The sequence below is a fragment of the Streptomyces rimosus subsp. rimosus genome (assembly GCF_000720725.1).
Taxonomy (GTDB): domain Bacteria; phylum Actinomycetota; class Actinomycetes; order Streptomycetales; family Streptomycetaceae; genus Streptomyces; species Streptomyces rimosus_A.
The window spans coordinates 33956-59168 of record NZ_JOCQ01000052.1 but is presented as its reverse complement, the minus strand read 5'-3'; the positions used below and the strand labels follow the sequence as shown (position 1 = coordinate 59168).

The following is a 25213-nucleotide window of genomic DNA, read 5'->3' as shown; positions in this document are numbered from 1 at the left end:
CGGCTGCCTGCGGGGATGGCCCCCTACACGCCCCCTCCGGTCGGTTGGGCGAGTGCGGGCCGGTGGGGGAGGTTAAAAGAAGCCTGGTGCGCGCCCACCATGTGGTGACGCTCGCGCACGTATAGGCGCAGGGCCGGGGGCGCCTCCGCGTCATGCGTATGCCGCCGCCTGTGTGTTTGTGAAGGACCGCAGCCACGGCGGCGGGAAAGCCGCAAACGGAGCGGCTCGGGGACACGTAGGGGTCTCCCCGCAGGCGACCGAGGCCCCGGATACGAAGAACCACAAGGTCGCGTCCCCGGCAACGTGGGGGTCCCCCCGGCCGGAGGCTGGGGGAGAGTGACCCCTGTGTGGCCCCGAGCCCCACCCACCGGACAGACCGCGCAGGACGCGCACCCCCACCAAGCGTCATGAGGCCGGCCGGGCTCGAACCCATCGTCTGGCCGCCCACACCGATCAGAGCCGAAAGGCTCATGCTCGGCAGCAGACGCCACTGCCCGTAGCGGCTTGAACGCCGCGTACCGGCACGACGCCACGAGACACCTGTCTGGTGCCGCATTGTTCGGGGGGGCCGGGACGGTGGCTTGGATCGGTCTGTGAGTCTTAATCGCTGCCGAGCCTGTTGCTTGGCTGGGTGGCATGACTGATCTTGGACCCGTCGCTTGGCCGCCTGCCCCGATCAGGACCGAGAGGCTCGTACTCCGTGAGCCCGAGGCCCGGGACCGTGCGGCGTTTGTCGAGCTGCTGGCGTCGCCAGAGGTGCACACCTACCTCGGCGGACCCCGCCTGCGTGACGAGCTTGAGCGTGAGGTGCCCGAGGTGCCCGAGCGGTGGCCCGGCAGCTTCGTCGTTGATCTCGATGGGGCGATGATCGGCCAGATCCTGCTCAGAAGAGCACCGGAGCACCGTCGCCCGGCTGCCGCGGGGAAGGTCGATCTCGGTCACGCCGTCCAGTTGAACTCGTGCTCGACAGTGCGGATCCACAAGTCGACTGCATTGCTGGGACGGTCCTCAGGAGAGCTTGTAGTAGCTGTCTCCATTCGGGAGAACGGTGTGAGTGCGGAAGGGGTGCCAGGCACGAAGTGGCGGTGCGCGTGAGTGCCTCGCCAGCTCGGTGGGATGGATCGAAGGCGTCGGCATGGCGTTGCTGTGCGCGCTTGCCTGCGGCGAAAGGTCACTCTGCAAGACGAAAGGCCAGACGAAGGATGAAGCTGCAAAGCACCTTTTGATCGCTCACAGCGAACGCCGCTCTCCCGGGGAACATCCCACGGCTCACACGCATTGAGTGGGTACTACTCAACTTGCCTGCCGAAGGGGAGATCATGGCTTCGACGTCCACTTCGCTCACCTTGCCCGTGCTGCCTCTCGACGACGAGGTCGTCCTGCCCGGCATGGTGGTGCCGCTGGACCTTTCCGAGGCGGATGTACGGGCCGCGGTGGAGGCCGCGCAGGCCGCTGCCGCTCCGGGTAACAAACCACGGGTGCTGCTTGTGCCGCGGATCGACGGTGCGTACGCGGCGTTCGGTGTGCTCGGGCGCGTCGAGCAGGTCGGGCGGTTGTCCGACGGCGATCCCGGGGCGCTCATCCGCGGCCTCGGCCGCGTGAAGATCGGTGCGGGGACGACCGGCCCCGGCGCCGCCCTGTGGGTGGAGGGTGCGACCGTCGACGAGACGGTGCCCGACCCCCTGCCCGGTGCCGTCACCGAGCTGGTCAAGGAGTACAAGGCCCTGGCCACCGACTGGCTCAAGAAGCGCGGCGCCTGGCAGGTCGTGGACCGTGTCCAGCAGATCGAGGACGTTTCGCAGCTGGCGGACAACTCCGGTTACTCGCCGTTCCTGAGCACCGAGCAGAAGGTGCGGCTGCTGGAGACCACCGACCCGGTGGCCCGCCTGAAGCAGGCCACTGAGGCGCTGCGTGAGCACCTCGCCGAGCAGGACGTGGCGGAGTCCATCGCCAAGGACGTCCAGGAGGGCGTCGACAAGCAGCAGCGCGAGTTCCTGCTGCGCCGCCAGCTGGAGGCCGTGCGCAAGGAGCTGGCCGAGCTGAACGGCGACCCGGAGGACGAGGGCGAGGACTATTGTGCCCGCGTCGAGGCCGCCCAGCTGCCCGAGGAGGTCCGCAAGGCGGCGCTCAAGGAGGTCGACAAGCTGGAGCGGTCCAGCGACCAGAGCCCGGAGGGCAGCTGGATCAGGACCTGGCTGGACACGGTGCTGGAGCTGCCGTGGAACGAGCGTACGGAGGACGCGTACGACATCCCGGACGCCAAGGAGGTCCTGGACGCCGACCACGCCGGTCTGGAGGACGTCAAGGAGCGCATCACCGAGTACCTGGCGGTGCGCAAGCGGCGCGCGGACCGCGGCCTGGGCCTGGTGGGCGGGCGCCGCGGGGGCGCCGTGCTGGCGCTGGTCGGGCCGCCCGGCGTCGGCAAGACGTCGCTGGGTGAGTCCGTGGCCCGTGCGATGGGCCGCAAGTTCGTGCGGGTCGCGCTCGGCGGCGTACGGGACGAGGCGGAGATCCGGGGGCACCGGCGTACGTACGTCGGCGCGCTGCCCGGCCGTATCGTGCGCGCCGTCAAGGAGGCCGGTTCGATGAACCCGGTCGTCCTGCTGGACGAGATCGACAAGGTCGGCTCGGACTTCCGGGGCGACCCGGCCGCCGCCCTCCTCGAAGTCCTCGACCCGGCGCAGAACCACACCTTCCGGGATCATTACCTGGAGGTCGAACTCGACCTGAGCGACGTGGTCTTCCTGGCCACCGCCAACGTCCTGGAGGCCATACCGGAGCCGCTGCTCGACCGTATGGAGCTGGTCCGGCTGGACGGCTACACCCAGGACGAGAAGGTCGTCATCGCCCGTGACCACCTGCTGCCCCGCCAGCTGGAGCGGGCCGGGCTGGAGTCCGGCGAGGTCACGCTCACGGACGAGGCGCTGCACAAGCTGGCCGGCGAGTACACCCGCGAGGCGGGCGTACGGAACCTGGAGCGGGCCGTCGGGCGGCTGCTGCGCAAGGTCGCGGCCCAGAGCGAGCTGGGCGAGCGCGAGCTGCCGTTCACGGTGGGCGTGGACGAGCTGCGCCCGCTGATCGGGCGGCCGCATCACACGCCGGAGTCGGCGCAGGACCCGGCCGAGCGGCGCACATCCGTGCCCGGCGTGGTCACCGGCCTCGCGGTCACCGGCGCGGGCGGCGACGTGCTGTACGTGGAGGCCTCGCTCGCCGACCCGGAGAGCGGCGCATCCGGCCTCCAGCTCACCGGCCAGCTGGGCGACGTGATGAAGGAGTCCGCGCACATCGCGCTGTCCTTCCTGCGCTCGCACGGCGCGGAACTGGAGCTGCCGGTCGGCGACTTGAAGGAGCGCGGCGTGCACCTGCATGTACCGGCGGGCGCCGTGCCGAAGGACGGCCCGAGCGCGGGCGTGACGATGACGACGGCGCTGGCCTCGCTGCTCTCCGGCCGGCAGGTGCGGCCGGACGTGGCGATGACCGGTGAGGTCTCGCTGACCGGGCGGGTGCTGCCGATCGGCGGCGTCAAGCAGAAGCTGCTCGCGGCGCACCGGGCGGGGATCACGACCGTGGTCATCCCCAAGCGCAACGAGCCGGACCTGGACGACGTCCCCGCCGAGATCCTGGAGAAGCTGGACGTCCACCCCGTCTCCGACGTCCGCCAGGTACTCGACCTGGCCCTCACCCCGGCCTCGGCCCCGTCCCCCCGGGAGGTCCCGGCCGCGGCGTGACGGACGCGACCGGCCACGACGGCCCGGAGCCCACGACACGGGCTCCGGGCCGTCCGTGTCCCGCTCACCGTGCGTATCGTTGTACCGCGCGACTGCCCGCACACCGCGGCGGTGGGGAGGAGCGCACGGTGACCATCGAGCTGACCGACAACAGGATCGAGATCGAGATGGCCGACAGCGACAAGCTCAGCCTGGACATGATGTTCGACTGGCTGGAGCGGATGCCCGTCCCCGAGGGCTATAAGACTGAGATCGTCGAGGGGGCCATCTTCATGTCGCCGCAACGGGACAATCACTGGGACATCATCGCGGCAATCTACGACCAGTTGCGGGCCCGGTACCCGAGGAAGCGGGTGAAGTCCGATGTCCGTATCGACTTCCCCGGCCACCTCAACGGTTTCGCCTCCGACGTGATCGCGCTACGGGAGGGCGCGGTGGTGGACGGCAAGGGACGCTGGCGATACCAGGACATCGAATTCGTCGCCGAGGTCACCTCCAGGGACACGTCGCGCAACGACTACGGCCCCAAGAAGGATGCCTATGCGCTGGCAGGAGTGCCCGTCTACCTCATCGTTGATCCGTACCTCGGGCAGTGTCACCTCTTCACAGACCCCAAGGACGGCACCTACCGCCTCGGCCCGGCCATCAAGTTCGGCGAGCCGGTGGATCTGACCGACACGGTCGTCGGTCTCTCGCTGGACACGGCGGAATTCGGGTGGGAGTGATCGAGCGGGCCCCGGCGCACACCTCGCGCCGGGGCCCCGGCCTTTCTCACCCGTTCGCCAACGCCTGCAATCGCTCGTACGCCCCGTTGAAGCGGTTGCGATCGCCGACCGTGGTGCCGGAGGACGTGTACTGCCAGATCGTGTGGAAGTCCCAGCCCGCGGGGAGTTCGCCGACCGAGGAGCCGTAGCGGGGGATCCACAGCGGGTTGACGGAGCCGAAGCCCGCGTAGTTGCCGGTGCACTGTTTCCACCAGCTGGTGGAGGTGTAGATGACGGCGTCCCGGCCGGTGCGTGCCTTGTACGTCGCGAAGAAGTCCTTCATCCAGCCGACCAGGCCGGACGCGCTCTTGCCGTAGCAGGTCGAGCCGTACGGGTTGTACTCCATGTCGAGGGCGCCGGGCAGCGTACGGCCGTCCTCGGACCAGCCGCCGCCGTGGTCCACGAAGTAGTTCGCCTGGGCCGCGCCGCTGGAGGTGTCGGGGGTGGCGAAGTGGTACGCGCCGCGGATCATGCCGACGTTGTAGGAACCGTTGTACTGCTGCGCGAAGTACGGGTTGAGGTAGCTGGTGGACTCGGTGGCCTTCACGTAGGCGAAGCGGACCCCGGCGTTCCACAGCGTCTGCCACGGCACATTGCCGTTGTGGCTGCTGACGTCGACGCCTTCGACGGAGGCGAGGGTGGGGGGCGGGGCCTCGCCCGGCGCGTTGCCCTCGTGCCTGGCGACCTGGGAGCCGGCCCAGTCCTGGCCCGGGTGGGCGGGCTCGGGGGCCGTTCCGTACGGGGCGGCGCCGGCGGTGCCGGGCAGGCCGAGGAGGAGGGCGGCGAGGGTGAGGAACAGGACGGCCGGGCCCGCCGGGGAGCGCGGGCGGCGGCGGGCGGGGCGGCCGGATCTGTGCACAGGCATGGGTGCCTCCGAGATCTCGGTGAACTGACCTGAGGGGGGAAAGCACTGTCCTGGTCTGGGCATGACAAATGGTGAAGGTGGGAGGAGTGGCGTGGTCATGCCAGGCAGTGCGATGACGGTACGCGCGTAGATGCTTACGGCAAAAGAGGGGAGCCGGGCTTCCGTTGGTCTAATCCTGCGAAATACTGGACGAGCTGCGGCTTCGGCCGCCGCGGCAGACAAGTTTCACGGTCCGGAAAGCGGGAGAGGGCGCTGACGTGCACAACACCCAAGCCGACGGCATGGCCGGGACGGACGAACCCAGCGGCGTGGACCAGGTGTTCCTGTCCCTGGAGCGGGAGTTGGCGGTCTTCCTGCGCCGTGCCCGCGCCACCTCCGGCGAGCTGGCGCGGGCGGTCCACCCGGAGCTGGAGTCGGCGGCGTACGGCCTGCTCGTACGCCTTGCCGACGCGGGCCGGCAGCGGGCCACCGACCTCGCCGGGTACTTCGGCGTGGGCAAGGCGACGATGAGCCGGCAGCTGCGGGCCCTGGAAGACCTGGGCCTCATCGCCCGCGAGCCGGACCCGGCCGACGGGCGGGCGGTGCTCGTCCGCCTCACCGACGAGGGACACGACCGGTTCAGCTGCGTACGCAACAGCCGCCGCGCGCAGTACGCCCGGCAGCTGGCCTCCTGGGACCGCCGCGAGGTGGCGGAACTGGCCCGCCTCCTGCATCGCTTGAACGGTGAGCAGGACGCGGAGGAGGGCTGCGGCACGCCCGGCAAGGGGGAACGGGCCGGGAAGGGCGATGGAGGCGGAGACGGCGGGAACACCGGTAGCGCCGCAAACGACTGAGAGCCGGTGCGCGGACCCCGGCGGGGCCCGGTGCACCGGCTCTCGTCCTGTGACCGATTCCGGTCACCACGCCGACCGCCTCCTCCGCGGACGGCCGGCGCTCCGCAGCGCGCCGTGGCGCTCCGTACAGGTCAGTTCTCCGGACGCAGCCTCAACGGCAGCCGCCGCAGCCGCCACGCCCCCGGCTGGCGCATGCGTTCCTGCTCCTCCAGCTGTTCGTGGGGTATGGCGAGTTCCACCTCCGGATAGCGCGCGAGCAGCTTGCCGAAGGCGACTTCGCCTTCCTGCCGGGCCAGTGAGGCGCCCAGGCAGTAGTGCATGCCGTGTCCGAAGCCGACGTGGTCCTCGGCCCGGCCCGCCGGCTGGCGCGTCAGGTCGAGCTTTTCCGGCTCGGTGTAGTGGCGCGGGTCGTGGTTGGCCGCGACGAGGCTGAACATCAGGGCGTCGCCCTTGCGGACCGGTGTGCCGGCCACCTCGGTGTCCTCGGAGGCGTACCGCAGCTGGGTGGCCTGGATCGGCCCGCACCAGCGCATCAGCTCGTGGACCGCGCGGGGCAGCAGGGCCGGGTCCGCGGCGAGCAGGCGCCGCTGGTCGGGGTGGGTGAGCAGGGCGAGGGTGCCGTTGCTGATGAGGTGGGCGGTGGTCTCGTGGCCGGCCAGCACCAGCGTCAGGACCATGGTGACCATCTCGGTCTCGCTCAGCCGGCCGCCGTCGTCGTCCCGGGCCCGGATGAGCGCGCTGAGCAGGTCGTCCCGCAGGGCGGCGCGGCGCCGGCGGATCACCTCCTGGATGTGGTCGACCATGGCCGGCACGGTGGCGCCGATCCGCTTCGGCTCCAGGGAGGCGAGGGCGGCACCGAACTGCCGCCACAGCGGCCGTTCCTCCTCGTCGATGCCGACCAGGTCGCAGATGACCGTGATCGGCAGCGGGTACGCGAAGTGCTCGACGAGGTCGACGACGCCGTCCTGCGCGTGGTCCGGCAGCCGGTCCAGCAGCTCGTCGGTGATCTGCTCGACCCGCGGCCGCAGGTCCTGGATGCGGCGGGCGGTGAAGGCCCGCGAGACCAGCCGCCGCAGCCGGGTGTGGTCCGGCGGGTCGCTGGTGAGGATGGTGTCCACCAGGTACGGGGCCACGTGGTCGGGGATGCCGAACAGCTCGATCACCTGGGCGCGCGGGTCCTTGCCTTCGAGGCCGGGCACGGTGGTCGGGTTGTTGACGAACCGCGGGTCGCGCATCACCTCGCGTACCACGTCGAAGCGGGTCACCAGCCAGACGGGCGAGTCGTCGAGGAACCGGCCGCGTACGAGCGCGCCCTGCTCGCGCAGCTTGCCGTAACCGGCGTACGGGTCGTTGAGCAGTTCCGGTTCCATCACGTTCGGCTCGCCCGGGTGCAGGCCGACATAGGACGGCAGGGCGTCGGGCGGGGTGCCGGGGCCGGAGGCGGCGGGGGCGGTGGTGGAGTCGGGCGGGGTGGCCGTGGTGGACTCGGTGGGCGATGTGGTCATCGTGCGTTCTCCCTCCTGATCAGGGGTGTGATCGGGGATCACGGGCGCAGTTGCCGCCGCACTTCCTGCCGGCTCAGCTCCTCCAGGCGCTGGTAGAGCGCGATGATTGCGGGAGCGGCCGCGGCGATGAGCCGTGGGTCGGGATCGGCGTGGGTCTCCAAAGCGGTGCGTACGGTGTGGCACAGCACGTCGGCCCGGTCCTCCGCCCGGTCCGGCGCGTACTCGGGGTAGAGCGCCTCGGCCTGGAAGAAGCCGCCGGCGATCGACATGCAGGCGTACATCTGCTGGTCGACGCCCAGGTCCTCCCGTACGAGGCCGTGCGCGCGCAGGGTGGTGAGCTGGGAGCGCAGCGTCTGGACGCTCTCCGCCACCAGGTCCGCCATCTCCTTCTTGGCGACGTCGTTCAGTCGGCCGAGGACATCGGAGTCGTCCAGGTACACCGCGCGCAGTACCGGGTCCTCCATGAAGTCGAGGAGGGCCCAGCGCAGCAGCCGACTGGGCAGGATGTTGCGGTGATCGGCCCGTATACGGGCCAATTGTCGGGCGTGGTCGCACGACTTGGCCCGCAGCACCACCGCCAGCAGCAGGGCGTCCTTGGTCTTCCAGTGCAGATAGACCGTGCCCTTGCCGACGTTCGCCCGGCGGGCGATCTCGTCGGTGGTCACGCGGCGGTATCCCCAGGCGAGCAGCAGCTCGCACGCGGCGTCCAGGATGCGTTCGCCCCGTTCCGTGCGCTCTTCCGGTTCCACGCGCCCCCCTGCCCGCCTTCCTGACTGCGTGACCAGATTTCGAATCCGGTCACGCAGTCAAAGTAGGCCGGGCGGTGCCTGCCGGATAAGGCGGTTTCCGGCCGTGTGCGGCCGTGCGCCATGTCGTCGGGCCTGCGCCCCGTCCGCCCCTACGGCTCCACCAGCACCACCGTCGCGTCGTCCCGGGACTTGCCGCGCGGGAAGGCCGTACCGTCCGGGTCGGCGGCCTCCAGTGCCCGTACGCGATCGACCAGGCCCTGCGGTCCCTCCTTGTGCACCACCGCGACGCAGTCCGCCCAGGAGCCCTCCCGGAACACCTCGACCCACCGTGATGCCCCGTCACTGAGCGCGGTCAGGGACCGCACTTCGGCGCGCGGCAGGGAGCCGGTGACCGCTCGGGCGGCCACCGCCGGGTCGGCAGCGGCGGTGAAGAAGCCGCCTTCGGCGTTGCGCAGCGCCTCGACCGCGGCCACGTACTCGCGGCCTGCGGCGGCGCGTTCGGCGGAGCCGCGCGGCAGTCCCCGTACGGTCTCGCGCAGGGTCTGTACGGTGGGCGGGAGTTCGTCCAGGCGGGTGTCCAGGACCGGCCGGACCGTGCCGTCGGGGTGCTCGACGAGCAGTACGGAATCGGACAGGACCAGATACTCGACGGCCTCCGGCGACCAGCGCACGGACACCGCGGTTGCCTGCGGAGTGCGGGCGTGAGAAAGGTCACAGGTCGACCGGTGAACTTCGGCCGTCCTGGAGATGGCGGCCGAAAGCGCCTCAGGGAGCGTCATATCCCGGAATGAACCGGACAGTTCGAGCATTGCGCCCCCGAGGCGCGCGGTGTACCACGGCACCGAGTGGGCGCAGCCGACCTCGTACGGCGGCGGGGTCACGCCGTCCAGCAGGACCAGCACTCCGCCCTGGCCGGAGGCGGGCAGGGCGACGGACGCATAGTCCTCGTTCGGGTGTTGAGGGTCTCCCGGCTCGGTGGCCAGTTCGATACGCATGCCGGCCAGTCTGCCGGAGCGCGCCCGGTTTCCCGCGGTGTGCGGACTTCGCCGGGTACGGAGGGCGTATGGGCTGGTCAGGGGCGTAACGGGGGCTGGAGAACGCGGCTCCCCGGGATGCGGGCGCGCATCCTTCCAGGACCCCGTACGGTTCGCCAAACCCGCCCGGGGGTTGCGAGGGGTTGCACGCCGCGGCAGTCAAGATCGCAAGTTGATGGTCAACTTCCGATTGATGTTCACTCATTCGAGTGGCCAGGCATGCGTTGCCGGGCCGCTGCGCGATGCCGGTGGAATGGTCGTGGCCCGGATCATGGGAGGGGCCGTGACGCTCGTCGCGACGCGCAGAGCCGGGCTGCTTCCCTCGCGGACGTGTGCGTTGCTGCGGTCTTCGCACAGGGCCGCCCCGTGAGCGGGGGAGCGAGCCGGGTCCGCGGGACCACACGGTGTGGGCAGGCGAGACAGGAATGCGAGCAGCGGTGCGCAAGAAGCGGCTTCGGGACGGCGCGGTCGAGCCGGGATCGCCGGCCGGTTCGGGTTCGGGTACGGCTCCGGGCGTCGCCCCGGGCGCACCCGCGGGGACCGGGACGGCACCCGGCTCCGTGGCGACTTCCGGCTCCGTGGCGACTCCAGGCCCCGTAGCCGCTCCCGCTGCGCCCAAGGGCCGTAAGAAGAACGCTCTGCAGAACGCCGCCTCCGTCCCGTCGCCCACCGGGCGCCCCGCGCGGGTGCGCAACCGCCTCGTCGGCTCCGTGGCCGTCGCCGCGCTGGCCGTCCTGGGCGCCGGCGCGCCCGCCGTCCTCTCCGCCGTGGACGACGTCCACGACTCCCAGCGGCTGGTCGACCTCGCGGGGCTGAACGCCCACGCCGTGACGCTCGCGCACTCCCTCGCCGACGAGCGGGACGCGATGACCGGGTTCGTCGAGGGCGGACGCTCCGCCAAGAACGGCGGCGCGGGAGTCACCGAAGCCCAGCGGGCCCGCGTGGACCGGCAGATCAGCGAGCTGCGCGCGGTGGCGAACGGCGCGGCGGGCGCCGACGCCGCCTACCGTGCGGCCGACAAGCTCCTGGCCGCGCTGCCGCAGACCCGCCAGAAGGCGCTGTCCGGCCCCGGGCAGGTGACCGAGACCTTCGACGCCTACACGGCCGCCGTCCAGGCGCTCGGCGCACTGTCCGACGCCATCGCCCGCGATCTGCCCGCCCGCGCGAGCGAGGTCGCCCCGGACGTCCGGGCCCTGCCGCAGCTCGGCCGCGCCACCGACCAGGCGGCCGCGGCCCGCGCCCTGCTCGTCCCGGCCCTGGCCGCCGGCGGCCCGCAGCCCCGGCTGACCGCCCTCGCCCAGCAGGCGTCCGTACGGGAGCAGGCCGCGCTGGCCGCCTTCAAGCAGTCGGCGAGCCCCAAGGCCCGGGACTCCTACGACCGCGCCGTCAACGGCGGCGACGTGAACACCGCCGAGGGCTACCTCGCCAAGCTCACCGACCAGCCGCGGCTGGACGCCGACGACCAGAAGCTGAGCAGCGCGCGCGTGCAGACCGCGCTCACCGCCCGGATCGGGCTGATGCGCAGCGTCGAGGCGTCGATGGCCACCGCCGACATCGACCGGCTGGGCGCGCTGCGCGACGACGACGTGACGGCGCTGGAGATCCGTATCGCCCTGGCCGGCGTCTGCCTGCTGCTCGCGGTCGGCGCCAGCGTCTCCGCGTGGCGCTCGGTGACCCGCCCGCTCGCCGCGCTGCGGCTGGGCGCCAAGCGGGTGGCCGCCGACCCTGTGGGCGAGTCCCCGGTGGCGTTCAAGGGGCGCAACGACGAGTTCGCCGACGCCGTACGGTCCGTCAACGCCCTGCACGCCCGGATCGGCGAGCTGTCCGCCCGGGCCGGCGAACTGGAGGCCGAACGCGCCCGGCTGATCGGCGGCCGCAAGCGCCTGGTCGCCGAGCGCGACGTCCTCCAGGAGGAGCGCGCGTCGCTGCGCCAGGAGATCACGGACCTCACCGAGCGGATGACGGCGCTGCGCACCGGCGTGCACGGCCGGTTCGTCAACCTGGCGCTGCGCACCCTGGGCCTGGTGGAGCGCCAGCTGACCGTCATCGAGTCGCTGGAGCAGAAGGAGCAGGACCCGGACCGGCTGGAGACCCTGTTCAAGCTGGACCACTTCGCCGCCCGGATGCGGCGCAACAGCGAGAACCTCCTCGTACTGGCCGGTGCCGAGCACAGCACCGGGCACGCGGGGCCGGTCCCGCTGCTGGACGTGCTGCGCGCCTCGGTCAGCGAGATCGAACGGTACGAGCGGGTCCGCGTCCAGTCGCTGCCGCCGCACTCCCAGGTCGCCGGATTCGCCGCCGACGACCTCAGCCACCTCGTCGCGGAGCTGCTGGAGAACGCCACCGCCTTCTCGCCGCCGGACTCCCGCGTCGAGCTGTCCGGCTGGCTGCTGGAGAGCGGCGAGGTCATGCTCTCGGTGCAGGACGAGGGCATAGGGATGACCGCGGAGCGGCTGGCGGAGCTGAACGCCCGCCTCGCCGACGCCGGCGAAACCGACCTCGAACTCCAGCCGGTGGACGAGACGCTGGGCCTCGGCCTGTACGTCGTCGTACGGCTCGCCGCGCGCCACGGTGTGCGTGTGCAGCTGCGGGACCAGAAGCAGGGCGGGATCACGGCGGTCGTCGTGCTGCCCGCGGCCATCCTGCCCACCCGCCCGGCCCCGGGCGCCGTCGCGCCCACCATGCCCGGCGAGGGCGGCACCCAGAACCTGCCCGGCTCGGTCGCCGAGGCCAACTCCAACACGCTCCAGACGCGGCTGCCGCGGTTGGAGCGGGGCGGGGCGGCCGAGGGGGCCGCGGACGGTACGGAGGAGGCCGCGGCGCCGGCAGACCCGGGTCCGGCAGTCGCAGCTCCGGCGGCCCCGGCCCCGGCAGCAGCCACAGCGCGAGCCGCGGCGCGGCCCGGAGACCAGGCCGCGGAGCCGGCCACGGCGGTGGACGCTGCGGTGGACGCGGAAGCCGGTGGGGAGACGACGGCCGCCGCGAGCCCGTACGGGCCGCAGTCACCCGGCCCGTACGCCAAGGAGACGGCCGAGCACACCCGGCCCGCGGAAGCGGCGCGCCCGGCGCCCGGGGCGGCGGTTCCCGGCCCGGCGGCGCCCACCGCGGACACGACCACCGGCCACGGCGCCGGTGCGCCACGACGGCTGACCGACCAGGGCCTGCCCAAGCGCACGCCCCGGATCGTGGCGCGGAAGCCCCCCGCCGCACCCCGTACGGGCAACGCGGCGGCCAACGCCGAAGCCCTGCGGGCCCGGCTCGGCGGCTTCCAGCAGGGGGCGCGGGACGGCCGGCGCGACGTCGAGGCCGAGATCGCGGAACGTACAGCGGAGCAGACCATCCCACAGACGGACACCGACGGAGCGGGGGCCCCGGGAGAGAGCCACGTTGTCGAGGAGGCACGCGATTGAAGGCGCAAGCGCCCACTGCTTACGGGCTGAGCAGCCAGGCACGGAATCTGCACTGGCTGCTGACGAATCTGGTCGATGAGGTACCGGGCATCCGCTCGGTGGCGGTGGTCTCCTCCGACGGACTGCTGCTGCTCTCCTCCGACCCTGGACTCGCCGCCGCGGCCTTCCAGGCCGGGGAGCCGGGCGGGCCGACGGGCCCGCGCGGGTCCAGCGCGGACCTCGCCACCATCGTCTCCGGGCTGGGCAGCCTGACCACGGGAGCCGCCCAGCTGATGGATGGCGGAACGGTCAAGCAGACCATGGTCGCCATGGAGGAGGGCAGCCTCTTCGTCATGTCGATCAGCGACGGCTCGCTGCTCGGGGTGCACGCCGCCCCGGACTGCGACATGAGCGTCATCGCCTACCACATGGCGCTGTTCGTCGGCCGGGCCGGCCACGTCCTGACCCCCGAACTCCGCAGCGAGCTGCGCAAGTCGATGGAGAGCGCCCAGTGAGCACGAGCCCGCAGCTCCCCGTGCGCGGCGGGGACCGCAAACCGTCCCGGGTACGCCCGTACTCGCTCACCGGCGGGCGCACCCGCTTCGGCCACGTCCTGCTCGTCGAGACGTTCGTGGCCGCGCTGGACGGCCCCGAGGAGCGGCGCGAGCTGACCGCCGGCAACTGGGGCGACCGGCTGATGCCGGAGATGCGCGCGATCGTCGAGCTGTGCCGCCGCATGCGCTCGGTCGCGGAGATCTCCGCGCTGCTCAAGATGCCGCTGGGCGTGGTCCGGGTGCTGCTCAGCGACCTCGCCGACCAAGGAAAGATCCGCGTCTACGGCACCGGGCACGGCACCGGCCGGCCCGACCGCGCGCTGCTGGAAAGGGTGTTGGGTGGACTTCGCAGGCTCTGACACGATGACGGCCGCCGCGGCCGGAGCGGCGGAGGTCTCCGCCGCAGCCGGGGAGCCGGCCGTCGCCGAGGAGGCGGGGCTGCAGAGCTGGCAGACGGATCGTTCCCGCGCCCCCATCGCGACCAAGATCGTGGTGGCCGGCGGCTTCGGCGTGGGCAAGACGACCTTCGTCGGTTCGGTCTCCGAGATCACCCCGCTGCGGACCGAGGCGGTGATGACGCAGGCCAGCGAGGGCACGGACGATCTGTCCGCCACCCCGCAGAAGACCACGACCACGGTCGCGATGGACTTCGGGCGGATCACCCTCGACTCCGACCTGGTGCTCTACCTGTTCGGTACGCCGGGGCAGCAACGTTTCTGGTTCATGTGGGACGACCTGGTGCGCGGCGCGATCGGCGCGATCGTCATGGCCGACACCCGCCGCCTGGACGACTGCTTCCCCGCGCTCGACTACTTCGAGAGCTGCGGCCTGCCGTACGTGGTCGCGGTCAACCACTTCGAGGGGACGGCCGAGTACGCCGTCGAGGACGTACGCGAGGCGCTGACCGTGCCGCCGCACGTACCCGTCGTGATCATGGACGCGCGCAAGCGGATCACGGTGGTCGAGTCGCTGCTCGCGCTGGTCGCGCACGCCCTCGAAACCACTCCCGAATAGCCCGAGCCGCCCCCCCGTACCTGGGAAGAGAGCACAACCATGCGGAAGATACTCATCGTCGGAGCCGGCCAGTCCGGGCTCCAGCTGGCCCTCGGACTCCAGTCCCAGGGCTATGAGGTCACCCTCATGTCCAACCGCACCGCCGACGAGATCCGCGCCGGCCGGGTCATGTCCACGCAGTGCATGTTCCACACCGCGCTCCAGCACGAGCGCGACCTGGGACTGAACTTCTGGGAGAGCCAGGCCCCGCGCATCGAGGGCCTGGGCGTCTCGGTCGCCGCCCCCGGCAGCCACGCGGAGCCCGGCGGTACGCAGCGGGCCATCGACTGGGTGGGCAAGCTGGACGGATACGCCCAGTCCGTCGACCAGCGTCTGAAGATGGCCGGCTGGATGGAGACCTTCGCGCAGCGCGGCGGGCAACTCGTCATCCACGGCGCCGCCGTCTCCGACCTCGACTTCTTCGCGAGCCGTTACGACCTGACGCTGGTCTCGGCGGGCAAGGGCGAACTGGTGTCGATGTTCGCGCGCGACGCGTCGCGTTCGCCGTACGACGCCCCGCAGCGCGCGCTGGCCGTCGCGTACGTGCACGGTCTGGGCCCGCGCCCGGAGCACCCGGACTTCGACGCGGTGCGCTGCAACCTCGTACCGGGCGTGGGCGAGCTGTTCATCATGCCGACGCTGACCAACTCGGGCCGCGCCGACATCCTCTTCTGGGAGGGCATCCCCGGCGGCCCGCTGGACGTCTTCGCGGGTGTCCGGGACCCCAACGAGCACCTGGCGACGACCCTGGAGCTGATGGAACGCTTCACTCCCTGGGAGTACGCGCGCGCCACCAAGGTCGAGCTGACCGACGCCAACGGCACGCTCGCCGGCCGCTACGCGCCGACCGTCCGCCACCCCATCGGCCGGCTCCCCTCCGGCGGGCTGGTCCTCGGCGTCGCGGATGTCGTGGTCGCCAACGACCCGATCACCGGCCAGGGCTCCAACTCCGCGTCCAAGTGCGCCGCCTCGTACCTCGCCTCGATCACCGAGCACGGCGACCGCCCCTTCGACGCGGACTGGATGCAGACCGCTTTCGACCGTTACTGGCAGACCGCCCGGCACGTCACCAAGTGGACCAACGCGATGCTGGCGCCGCCGCCGGAGCACGTGCTGAACCTGATCGGCGCGGCCGGACAGCTCCAGCCGGCCGCCGACCGGTTCGCGAACGGGTTCAACGACCCGGCCGACTTCGAGAACTTCTTCTTCGAGGCGGAGAAGGCCGAGAAGTACCTGGCATCGCTCGGCTAGCGGGCGGGCCTCAGCCGGTGGCTCCCGGCGCCGGGCACGTGGTGTCCCGCGCCGGGGCCGCGCCCGTCAGCAGATAGCGCTCCACCAGGGAGTCCACACACCGGTTGCCGTTCATGTACTGGCCGTGGTCGCCGCCGCCGACGGTGACCAGGCGGGAGCCGCGCAGGGCCCGGTGCGCCCCGAGCGCGCCCTCGTAGTGGGTGGCCGGTTCGTGCCGGGACGCGAGCATGAGCGTTGTCGGCAGGCCCTTGCCGGTGACGCGGATGTGCGGGGCGCGGGAGGCGGGCCAGGCGGCGCAGGTCGCCGCGAAGGCCAGGGCCCGCGCCCCGACCAGCGGGTGCTTCGCGGTGTAGTCGGCGGTACGGCGGACCCAGCCGCCCATGTCCCGGCTCCACGGAGTGTCATTGCAGGTCACCGCGGTGTACTCGGCGAGGAACTCCGGGCTTAGGTAGCCGCCGAAGACCTTTTGGGCTGTGAGGCGCTCGGCCGGTGTGGCGGTGTCCCAGTGGTCGAGGGCGGTGAGCGCGGTGGCCAGCGGGGCGAAGCCCCCGGCCGCGTTGTAGAGGGCCTGGCTGGTGCCGAAGTCCAGCCGGTTGGGGGTGACCCGCTGCCCATGGCCCAGGTCGGCGGGCTGGTCGCGCAGGGCCCGCCGCCGCGCCTCCCACTTCTCCTTCGCCTCGGCCGCGGTGCGCCCGTAGTGGTACGTGGCGTCCCGCGCGGCCAGCCACGGCAGGAAGTCCTGCTCGAACCGGCGCTGGAAGCTGAGCGGCTGGCCCTCCTCGAAGGCCTGCCAGGTACCGGCGAAGCCGACCGGGCTGTCCAGCACGAGCCGGTCGACACGGTGCGGGAACTCCGTCGCGTAATAGGCGCCGATCATGGTCGCGTACGAGGGACCGTAATACGCGATCCTGCGGGCGCCGAGCAGCGCGCGGAACAGGTCCATGTCGCGCACGGTCTGGTCGGTGGTGATGTACGGCGCCAGCCCGCCGCTCCGCTCCTGGCAGGCGCGCGCCAGCTGACGGGAACGCTGCACCACACCCCGTACCGCCGCGGGCGAGCGGTCCCGCGCGTCGTTGCCGAAGAACGCGTCGAATTCCTCCTTGGTCTGGCAGGTGAGAGGCGTGCTGAGCGGCAGCCCGCGCTGGTTGAAACTCACGATGTCGTAGGCGGCGGCCACCGCGGGCGCATTCTTGGCGAAGTTCGCCGGTCTGAGCAGGCCCTGCCCGCCCGGTCCGCCCGCCGCCATCATCAGGACGCCGCGTCGGGCCGCCGGGTCGGCAGCCCGGTGCCGGGACACGGAGACGCTGATGTCCGGGCCGTCCGCGGGGTGGTGCCAGTCGCGCGGCACGGTCATCGTCGCGCACTCCAGCGACGGCTTGCCGTCGCAGGCGTGCCAGCTGAGCCGCTGCTCCGTGTAGCGCGCGGGTATGCGCGCGGCGCCCGCGGCTGCCGCGGGCCCGGTTGCCGCCGGCAGCAGCGCTGCCATCGCCATGGTCACCAGCCCCGCCGCGGAAGCTTTCCGCCACCGCCGCCCTTCGAACACCCGCATACGTTCCTCCCCTGTAGGCGCGTACGGCTGTGTGCCGCACGGGAACGATGCTGCGCCGCGCGGCCGGGGGAGTCGATGAAGCTGGTGTGAGTCCCGGGGGTGGTGTCAGTACCACCGCGGCGGCTCGTACGCGCGCAGGGCCGCCGCGTCCCGGTCCGGGCGGACCGCGCCGAGCAGCGGGTTCGCCGCGATGGGGGAGACCTTGACGTGGGCGCCGGGGCGCGGGGCCTGCACCACCATGCCGTCGCCCAGATACATCGCGACATGCGTGGCGCCGGGGAAGTAGAGCACCAGGTCGCCGGGGCGCAGCGCGCGCAGCGGTACGTGCGGGAGCTGCCGCCACTGCTCCTGGCTGGTGCGCGGGATGGCCCGGCCCGCGTGCGACCACGCCTGCGAGGTGAGCCCGGAGCAGTCGAAGGAGCCGGGCCCCTGCGCGCCCCACACGTACGGCTTGCCGACCTGCCGCAGGCCGTACCGTACGGCCCGGTCGCCGCTCGCCGACGGCGCCCGCGACCCGCTCAGCTCACCGGAGGCCAGCAGGCGGGACTGCGCGTCGTCCGTGCCCCGCTGTTCCAGCGTGCCGAGTTCGGCGAGCTGGTCGTCGGAGAGCGTGGCGAGCAGTTCCTCGACCTCCTTGAGGCGCCCCGTCACCGCGTCCCGCTGCCGCTTGCGCCGTTCGGTGAGCACCTGCTGCTTGTCCAGCGCCGCCCGCGCCTGCCTGGCCAGCCCGTTCGCCCGCTTCTCGGCGCCGGTCAGACGCGCGACGGCGGCGGCCTGACTGCCGGCCGCCTCCTTGAGCAGGTGGCCTTCCTCCAGCACCTCTTCCGGGTCGGCGGACAGCAGCATGCGCAGGTACGTGGACAGTCCGGCGGCGCCGCTGCCCTGGTACTGCCGGCGCGCCAGCCGCCCCGCGTCGGCCTGCCCGTCGGCGAGCCGCGTACGGGCACGGGCCAGCCGGACGCTGAGGTCCTGCGACTTCTTGCGCTGCGCCTTCAGGTCCTCCTCGGTGGCGTTGTACGCCTCGGTGGCCTGCTCGGCGCGGCGGTAGAGGTCCTGGAGGCGGGTCAGCAGACGGCGGGGGGAGACATCGCCGGAGTCGGTGGTGTCGGAGGCGGTGGTGTCGGAGGCGGCGGTGCCGGAGTCGGCGGTGTCGGGCGCGGCGGTGCCGGAGTCGGCGGTTCCGGGGTCCGCCGTATCCTCGGCCGCGGCCGTCCCCCCTGTCCCGGCCGTCTCCCCGGCAGCCGCCGGATCCGGCTCCGGAGCGGCGTGTACGGGGGCGGCGGGCAGCGTCAGCGTGACCGCGCCCACCAGCGCCATCGCGCAGACCGACCGTACGACCCGGCCAGGACCGGACCGGCCCGACAAGCACCGCTGCGACACGAACCCACCTCCGACGGACAGCTGCGGCCGCGGCGGACCCGCGGCCCGCCGCCCGATTCGTTCGGATCGTGCCACGGTGGTCGTATCTTCGCCGTGGGGGTGCGGCCACCGGGGCGGTACGGTCACCCGATCGGGCGCCGGGGGCGTGTCCCGGCGCCCGATGGCGGTGGCGGTGTGCTGCTGAGGAGGGGTCAGCTTCCGTAGTACGCGTCGAAGTTCTTCTGGAACTCCCAGCCGCCGAACCGGTCCCAGTTGACCGACCAGGTCATCAGGCCCCGCATGTCCGGCCAGCGGCCGTGGGTGCGGTAGCTGCCGCAGTCGCTGCCCCGGGTGAGGCAGTTGAGGGCCTTGGTGACCTCGGCGGGCGCGGTGTGCCCGTTGCCCGCGTACGGCGACGCGGGCAGCCCGATGGCGACCTGCGACGGCTTCAGGGCCGGGAAGACGTTGTTCTGGTTGCCGGCGACCGGGAAGCCGGTCAGCAGCATGTCGGTCATCGCGATGTGGAAGTCCGCGCTGCCCATGAAGTGGTACTGGTTGTCCAGGCCCATGATCGGGCCGGAGTTGTAGTCCTGGACGTGCAGCAGGGTCAGGTCGTCGCGCAGTGCGTGGATGACGGGCAGGTACGCGCCGGCGCGCGGGTCCTGGCCGCCCCAGGGGCCCGAGCCGTAGAACTGGTAACCGAGCTGGACGAAGAACGTCTCCGGCGCCATGGTGAGCGTGAATCCCGGGCCGTACTTGGCCTTGAGGGTCTTCACCGCCGAGATCAGGTTGACGATCGACGGGGTCTTCGGGTTCTTGAAGTCGGTGTCGCCGGTGGCCAGCGACAGGGAGTGGCCCTCGAAGTCGACGTCCAGGCCGTCCAGCCCGTACCGGTCGATGATCGCGCCGACCGACTGCACGAACCGGTCCCGGGCGGCGGTGGTGGTCAGCTGGACCTGTCCGTTCTGCCCGCCGATCGAGATCTGCACCTTTTTGCCCGCGGCCTGCTTGGCCTTGACCGCGGCCTTGAACTCCGCCTCGCTCTCCACGCCCGGACACTCGGCCTTGGGGCAGAGCGAGAAGCGGATGTCGCCGGAGGTGGTGGAGGTCGGCTCGCCGAAGGCCAGGTTGATGATGTCCCAGCTGTCCGGCACGTCGGCCAGGCGGGTGTAGCCGGAGCCGTTGGCGAAGCTCGTGTGCAGGTAGCCGACGAGGGCGTGCTCGGGAAGCGCCTGCGTACGGGCGGCCGGTGCGGGGGCGGGGGCCGGGGCCGGGGCCGGGGCGGCCTGGGCGGGGGAGGTGAACAGGGCCGTGGCGCCGAGGAGGCCGGCGGCAGCGGCAATCAAGGGGGCGGCCAGGGGGCCGGCCAGGGGTCTCTCGGACAGACGGCGTCTGCGGCGCATGGGGGGTGCTCCTTGTCGTCGGCGGTACGGAGGGGGCGTACGCGCGAGCCGGAACGGGAGGGGCCGCCCTTGCGGGGGTGGGGCCTTGCCAGGGAGGCGCAAGCGCGGCTCCCCCCTGGAGAGGCAGAAAACAGGACTAGACCAGTGCTGTCAATGGTCCGGACCAGAGTGGTGGATGCCGGACGGCATGCCGGGAGCGGCCGTCCGATATGCGGTCGGCAGGGCGGTCGCCCCGCCGGTCGGCCGTGCGATCGCCCACGTGATCAACGCCGTCCGGACCACGGCCACTTCGGCCCGCCCCGCGGCTTCCCCGCCGGGTCGTACTCGTACTTCCACCCCCGCGGCAGCCCCAGCCGCCCCACCCGGCCAGGTGCCCGCCGGTACAGGTGCACCGTCGGCGGGCTGCCGTCGTCGTTCGGCACCGGGATCTCGTACGTCTTCGGCGGCTGGCCGGTCGCGCCGACGAGGACCGGCAGCACCCGCCCATCGAGCGGGCCGCCGACGAACGGGGTGTTCTCACTTCTCACCCCACCAGTCTCACATCCTCCTGCGAGCCGGTGAAAGCGCAGGTCAGGCCAGGTGCGGCGGGAATGCGTCCGGACGGGTGGCGGTCACAGGAGGTGGGCCGCGTCCCCCACGACGGGCAGCACGCGCCGGGCCAGCACCCCCACCGGGCCCTCGGCGGACTCCATCGCCAGCGCCGCGCGCGTCACCTGCGCGGCCTGCTCGTCGGTCGCCGCGGTCGCGGTCAGCAGCGCCACGAAGTGGTCGACCAGCCAGTCGCGCAGCTCGTCCAGCGGCGGCTGCTTGTCCTCGTCCAGCCAGATCAGGGACGCGGCCTCGACGGCGGTGATCCACGTACGGACCGCCATCCGCAGCCGGGGCGACGGGGCGGGGGCGCCGAGGTGGTGCAGGATCCGCTCGGCCGCGGTACGCCGCACCTCGTCCACGATGGCGGACGTACGGGCCGTCTCGACCACGCTGCCGCCCTGGAGCAGGGCGCTGAACCCGGCGTCGTGCCCGTCCACGAAGGCCAGGTAGCGGTCGAGCGCCCGGCCGAGGCGCCGCGTCAGCGGGCCTTCCTCCGGCTCGTCGAAGCAGCCTTCCAGTATGTCGGCCGCGCTGCGCAGGGCGGCCTCGTACAACTGCTGCTTGCCGCCGGGGAAGTAGCGGTAGACGAGCGGCCGGGACACCTCCGCGGCATTGGCCACGTCGTCCAGCGAGACGTCTTCCGGGGCGCGCTGCGCGAACAGTCCCAGGGCGGCCGTGAGGAGTTGGGAGCGGCGCTCCTCGACGCTGAGCCGCCGGTAGGCGGGCCGGGGTACTGCTGGGGCGGTGCCGCTGCCGTTCATCCCAGCAGCGTAACCGCCCCGTCGCGGGGGTGCCGGGGTGGGTTCGGGGGCCCGGGGCGCACTCGCGCGCACGGGCCCGCGCTGCGCCGGTGCCTACGCCAGCAGCCCCGAACTCTTCCAGAGCTTGCGGCCCACGCCGCGCAGGACGCCGATGTCGTCCAGGAACTCCGTCAGCCGGCCCGCGCCGGACTGCATCACCTCGCGCCGGTGCCCGCTCGCCTTCACCTGGGCGACCGCCTCCCGCCGGTCCAGCCCGACGTTTGTGTACACCTGCGGGTTGACGAACGCGATGGAGAAGACGCGGGCCGCCTCCCCGCAGCTCACCCGGGTCAGTTCCTGTTCCCAGCGCGGCGCCGTGACCATCTGGCGGCGCAGTTCCTCGCGGGCGTAGCGGACGTGCCGGGCCTCCTCGACGACGTGGATGCGGGTGACGCCGCGCACGATCGTCTGGACCCGCTCGTCCGGGAAGGTCAGCCGCTGCATCCAGTCCAGGATCTCCTCGCCGAGCAGTGTGCAGGCGAACGAACCGGGCGTCGTGGAGACGGTCTTGAGGACGCGCGCCAGGTTGTGGTTGAGGCGGGAGACGGGGTACGCGGGCGCCTCGCCCTTCTGGATCATGCGCGCGAACATCTTCGAGTGCCGGCACTCGTCGGCTATCTCGGTCAGCGCGTAGCGTACGTGCGCGCTGGTGACGGACTTGTCGTAGATGTGCCGTACCAGCAGCTGCATCAGGATGATCTCGAACCAGATGCCCAGCGAGGCCAGCGAGGCGGCCTCGTGCCGGGACAGCTCCATCCGCTGCTCCTCGGACATCTTCTTCCACAGCGGGGTGTCGTAGAGGGACACCAGCTCCGGCGGCCAGAACCACTTGCCCTCTTCCAGGGGCGCGTCCCAGTCGAGTTCGGTGTCCGGGTCGAAGGAGTGCTTGGCGGAGGAGTCGAGCAGCCGTTCCGCCACCTGCTCGCGGTCCTTGAGCAGCCCGAGGGCGTCCCGGAGGGCGTCCGGCTCCGTCACGGTCGTCGCTGTCGTCACGGTTGTCATGGCTGTGGTTACCTCGCTCGTGGGTTACCCGCGGTCACCGTCTTATGAGACTCCGTGTCAGCAAGCGCGTCAATCCCCTGTGCGCGAATTGTTGACCCGCCGGTAAGTTCGTGTGAGCCTGCCAACGACCGCCCCCGGCACGGGGGTCGGGCCGAGCGAGGAGGCGTGGATGTCGAGCCGCGAGCTGTACGCACAGGCCCCGGGCGCGTACGAGTGGACCGTCCCGGCCGGCAGCCCGGCCCGCTTCAGCTGGGAGTACGACGACGGCCGGGAACGGCTCCTCGCGCTCTACCAGAAGGGCAAGGACAAGCAGTGGGACGCCAACCTGCGCATCGACTGGGCGCAGGAGGTGGACCCGCACGACCCGCTCGGCACCCCGGACGAATCGGTGGCCCTGTACGGCACGCCCTACTGGGACCGCATGTCGGAGAAGGAGCGCGGCGAACTCCGGCGGCACTACGCCTCCTGGCAGTTCAGCCAGTTCCTGCACGGTGAACAGGGCGCGATGGTGTGCGCGGCCCGCATCGTGGAGACCGTCCCCGACCTCGACGCGAAGTTCTACTCCGCGACCCAGACCATGGACGAGGCCCGGCACGCGGAGATCTACAGCCGCTTCCTGAAGGAAAAGATCGGGATGCTCTACCCGGTCAACGACAACCTCCAGGCACTCCTGGGGGACACCCTCCGGGACTCCCGCTGGGACATGCCCTACCTGGGCATGCAGGTGCTGATCGAGGGCCTCGCGCTGGCCGCCTTCGGCATGATCCGCGACACCACCACCATGCCGCTGCCCAAACAGATCCTCGCTTACGTCATGCAGGACGAGGCCCGCCACGTCGCCTTCGGGCGGCTGGCGCTGCGCGACTACTACAAGCAGCTCACCGACGCCGAACTGCGCGAACGCGAGGAGTTCGTCATCGAGGGCTGCTACCTGATGCGCGACCGGCTGCGCGGCCTGGAGGTGCTGGAGAACTTCGGTGTCCCCCGCCAGGAGGCCGCCGACATCACCGAGAACTCCGAATTCCTCCACCTCTTCCGCAAACTGCTCTTCAGCCGCATCGTCCCGTGCGTGAAGGACATCGGCCTGTGGGGCGAACGCCTCCAGCGCGCCTACGTGGACATGGGCGTCTTCGAGCTGGGCGACTCCAACCTGGACCAGCTGATGGCCCAGGACGAGGAACTGGCCGAACAGCTCGACGCCGAACGCTTCGCGAAAGAAGAGCGCGAACGCACGGCTGAGGTGGCGGAGGCGATTGCTGAGGGGGGCAAGGTTGAGCAGTTGGACAGCTAGCGCCGTCCCGAACTGCGCCGTCCCGGGCTAACGCCGCCGGGCCGGCGACGCCGGGCTAGCGCCGCCCCGACCGGGCCAGCCAGCGGCCGTCGTGGCGGGACACCTCGATGGGGCGGCCGAAGCAGGCCGTCATGCGGTCGTCGGTGAGGACATCCGCGACCGGTCCCAGCGCCTGGACGCGGCCCTCGCGCAGCAGCAGCGCATGGCCGATGGCGGGGGAGAGTTCTTCCAGGTGGTGGGTGACCGTGACGGTCGCCAGGCCGGGACGGCCCTCGGCCAGGTGGTGCATGGTGTCGATCAGGTCCTCCCTGGACGGCAGGTCGAGCGCGTTGAACGGCTCGTCCAGGAGGAGCAGCGACGGGTCGGCCATCAGCGCGCGGGCGATGAGCAGCCGGGCCCGCTGGCCGCCGGAGCACACGCCGTACGGCCGGTCCGCCAGGTCCTTGCACTCCAGCTCCGCCAGCAGTGCGTGCGCGCGCTCGCGGGTCGCGTCGTCGTACTTCCCCCACAGCGGCTGCACGGTCCCGGTCGCACCGGTCAGGACCACTGTGTGGCCGGTGGCGTCCTGGGGCACCTTCTGCGCGCTGGAGACCAGGCCGATCGCGGCGCGCAGTTCGCGTACGTCCACGGTGCCGAGGCGGTGACCCAGCACCTCGACCGTGCCGGTCGTGGGGAACATCAGCGCGCCGATCAGCCGCAGCACGGTCGTCTTGCCCGCGCCGTTGGCGCCGAGCAGCGCCCAGTGCTCACCGGTGCGTACGGTCCAGTCGATGCCGTCGAGGATGACCTGCCCGGTGGTGAGACGGCGGACGCTCGCGGCGTGGAGGGCCGCGATCACCTGGTCGCCGGGGGCCGAAGGGGCCACAGGGGCAGAGGGGGCGGGGTCCGAGGGCTCCGAGGTCGTCATGGCGGGCAGGTTAGCTGTATGGGGCAGCTTTGTGAGGGGGGTGTCCGGGGTGTGGACCCGGACCTGCGGCCGTCAGCGCTACGCCAGGCCCAGCAGCGCACGCACCCGGGCGTACTTCACGGTCAGCCGCTCCCGCGTCGCCGCGTCCAGCACCGCCAGCCGCGCCGGGTCCGCGTTGTGCGCCAGGTCCGCCTGCTTGATCAGCAGCGCTCCGGGCGTGGCCAGGATGCGGGCCGTGTACGCCTCGACCGGCTCGCCCCGGCGCTTGGTCACCGCGCGGACCATCGCCTTGGTACGCGGTGTGAGCGCGGCGCCGTCCAGCCAGGCGGGCGGCAGCGCGTCGTCCTCGATCGCGTCGTGCAGCCAGGCGGCGGCGATCTGTTCGTCGCTGCCGCCACGCGCCCGTACCCCCTCGGCGACCGCGGCCAGGTGCTCCGCGTACGGGCGGCCCGCCTTGTCCGTCTGTCCTTCGTGCGCGCGGCGGGCCAGCGCCTCGACCTCGGAGAGCGGCAGTACGGCGGCCGGGCCCCGGCCTGCGGGCTGCCGGCCGCGTTCCTTCCGGTGCGTACGTACCATGCGTATCCCT

At 72.0% G+C, this 25213-nt stretch carries 21 protein-coding genes and 1 pseudogene; 10 read left to right on the top strand and 12 right to left on the bottom strand.

The features are described 5' to 3' along the window. Positions 1-636: 636 nt before the first annotated feature. The 3 genes and pseudogenes from IH45_RS1000000150160 to IH45_RS0125315 all read left to right on the top strand — a co-directional run. Positions 637-942 (top strand): annotated as a pseudogene (locus IH45_RS1000000150160) (GNAT family N-acetyltransferase); the annotation flags it as partial. Positions 943-1319: 377 nt separating this feature from the next. After that, positions 1320-3728 carry an endopeptidase La gene (gene lon / locus IH45_RS0125320; RefSeq protein WP_030672783.1) on the top strand — a complete coding sequence of 803 codons (2409 nt, stop codon included), beginning with the start codon at positions 1320-1322 and terminating at the stop codon, positions 3726-3728. Between the two features lie 167 nt (positions 3729-3895). Then, positions 3896-4453, top strand: coding sequence for a Uma2 family endonuclease (locus tag IH45_RS0125315; protein ID WP_050515172.1), 558 nt, complete (start codon positions 3896-3898; stop codon positions 4451-4453). 46 nt (positions 4454-4499) lie between these two features. On the opposite strand, the gene IH45_RS0125310 is transcribed toward IH45_RS0125315, so the two are convergent. Beyond that, positions 4500-5357, bottom strand: coding sequence for a lysozyme (locus IH45_RS0125310; RefSeq protein ID WP_030672779.1), 858 nt, complete (start codon positions 5355-5357; stop codon positions 4500-4502). 281 nt (positions 5358-5638) lie between these two features. On the opposite strand from IH45_RS0125310, the gene IH45_RS0125305 reads away from it, so the two are divergent. Next, a complete protein-coding gene (locus IH45_RS0125305) occupies positions 5639-6190 on the top strand; it encodes a MarR family winged helix-turn-helix transcriptional regulator (protein ID WP_107058721.1) in 552 nt (183 codons plus the stop codon). Between the two features lie 131 nt (positions 6191-6321). On the opposite strand, the gene IH45_RS0125300 is transcribed toward IH45_RS0125305, so the two are convergent. The 3 genes from IH45_RS0125300 to IH45_RS0125290 form a co-directional block, all read right to left on the bottom strand. Further along, a complete protein-coding gene (locus tag IH45_RS0125300; protein WP_030672777.1) occupies positions 6322-7695 on the bottom strand; it encodes a cytochrome P450 family protein in 1374 nt (457 codons plus the stop codon). Between the two features lie 38 nt (positions 7696-7733). Further along, on the bottom strand, positions 7734-8444 hold the full coding sequence (locus IH45_RS0125295) for a TetR/AcrR family transcriptional regulator (RefSeq protein WP_030672776.1): 711 nt from the start codon (positions 8442-8444) through the stop codon (positions 7734-7736). A gap of 149 nt (positions 8445-8593) precedes the next feature. Further along, a complete protein-coding gene (locus tag IH45_RS0125290; RefSeq protein WP_030672775.1) occupies positions 8594-9439 on the bottom strand; it encodes a protein phosphatase 2C domain-containing protein in 846 nt (281 codons plus the stop codon). Positions 9440-9903: 464 nt separating this feature from the next. On the opposite strand from IH45_RS0125290, the gene IH45_RS0125285 reads away from it, so the two are divergent. From IH45_RS0125285 to IH45_RS0125265, 5 genes are read left to right on the top strand one after another with little or no spacing between them, the layout of a single operon-like run. Further along, complete coding sequence (locus IH45_RS0125285) at positions 9904-12888, top strand: sensor histidine kinase (RefSeq protein WP_234440664.1); 2985 nt, start codon at positions 9904-9906, stop codon at positions 12886-12888. Continuing rightward, on the top strand, positions 12885-13382 hold the full coding sequence (locus IH45_RS0125280) for a roadblock/LC7 domain-containing protein (RefSeq protein ID WP_030672771.1): 498 nt from the start codon (positions 12885-12887) through the stop codon (positions 13380-13382). The genes IH45_RS0125285 and IH45_RS0125280 overlap by 4 nt, the downstream gene beginning before the upstream one ends. Then, complete coding sequence (locus tag IH45_RS0125275) at positions 13379-13780, top strand: DUF742 domain-containing protein (RefSeq protein WP_030672769.1); 402 nt, start codon at positions 13379-13381, stop codon at positions 13778-13780. The genes IH45_RS0125280 and IH45_RS0125275 overlap by 4 nt, the downstream gene beginning before the upstream one ends. Before the next feature lie 4 nt (positions 13781-13784). Then, positions 13785-14435, top strand: a complete 651-nt coding sequence (locus IH45_RS0125270) for a GTP-binding protein (RefSeq protein ID WP_030672767.1) — start codon at positions 13785-13787, stop codon at positions 14433-14435. Between the two features lie 39 nt (positions 14436-14474). Next, positions 14475-15725: a styrene monooxygenase/indole monooxygenase family protein gene (locus IH45_RS0125265; protein WP_030672765.1), complete on the top strand. Its 1251-nt coding sequence runs from the start codon at positions 14475-14477 to the stop codon at positions 15723-15725. A 10-nt stretch (positions 15726-15735) separates the two neighbouring features. Here the strand turns inward: IH45_RS0125265 and IH45_RS0125260 are convergent, their stop codons facing one another. The 6 genes from IH45_RS0125260 to IH45_RS0125235 all read right to left on the bottom strand — a co-directional run bounded on the left by IH45_RS0125260 (position 15736) and on the right by IH45_RS0125235 (position 22429). Beyond that, complete coding sequence (locus IH45_RS0125260; protein WP_030672762.1) at positions 15736-17274, bottom strand: alpha/beta hydrolase; 1539 nt, start codon at positions 17272-17274, stop codon at positions 15736-15738. Positions 17275-17379: 105 nt separating this feature from the next. Beyond that, the gene (locus IH45_RS0125255) at positions 17380-18654 is read right to left on the bottom strand and encodes a C40 family peptidase (RefSeq protein WP_030672759.1); all 1275 of its coding nucleotides are present in this window, start codon (positions 18652-18654) and stop codon (positions 17380-17382) included. 191 nt (positions 18655-18845) lie between these two features. Next, a complete protein-coding gene (locus tag IH45_RS0125250) occupies positions 18846-20036 on the bottom strand; it encodes a chitinase (RefSeq protein WP_078897774.1) in 1191 nt (396 codons plus the stop codon). Positions 20037-20299: 263 nt separating this feature from the next. Next, on the bottom strand, positions 20300-20563 hold the full coding sequence (locus IH45_RS0125245) for a hypothetical protein (RefSeq protein ID WP_030672751.1): 264 nt from the start codon (positions 20561-20563) through the stop codon (positions 20300-20302). Between the two features lie 84 nt (positions 20564-20647). Next, the gene (locus IH45_RS0125240; protein WP_030672750.1) at positions 20648-21388 is read right to left on the bottom strand and encodes a TetR/AcrR family transcriptional regulator; all 741 of its coding nucleotides are present in this window, start codon (positions 21386-21388) and stop codon (positions 20648-20650) included. Positions 21389-21481: 93 nt separating this feature from the next. Beyond that, on the bottom strand, positions 21482-22429 hold the full coding sequence (locus IH45_RS0125235) for an AurF N-oxygenase family protein (protein WP_030672748.1): 948 nt from the start codon (positions 22427-22429) through the stop codon (positions 21482-21484). A gap of 169 nt (positions 22430-22598) precedes the next feature. Here IH45_RS0125235 and IH45_RS0125230 point away from each other — a divergent pair, with 169 nt between their 5' ends. Further along, positions 22599-23720, top strand: coding sequence for a ferritin-like domain-containing protein (locus IH45_RS0125230; RefSeq protein WP_030672745.1), 1122 nt, complete (start codon positions 22599-22601; stop codon positions 23718-23720). A gap of 55 nt (positions 23721-23775) precedes the next feature. On the opposite strand, the gene IH45_RS0125225 is transcribed toward IH45_RS0125230, so the two are convergent. After that, on the bottom strand, positions 23776-24627 hold the full coding sequence (locus IH45_RS0125225; RefSeq protein WP_234440663.1) for an ABC transporter ATP-binding protein: 852 nt from the start codon (positions 24625-24627) through the stop codon (positions 23776-23778). Positions 24628-24705: 78 nt separating this feature from the next. Then, positions 24706-25203 carry an HD domain-containing protein gene (locus tag IH45_RS0125220; RefSeq protein WP_234440662.1) on the bottom strand — a complete coding sequence of 166 codons (498 nt, stop codon included), beginning with the start codon at positions 25201-25203 and terminating at the stop codon, positions 24706-24708. Positions 25204-25213 lie beyond the last annotated feature (10 nt).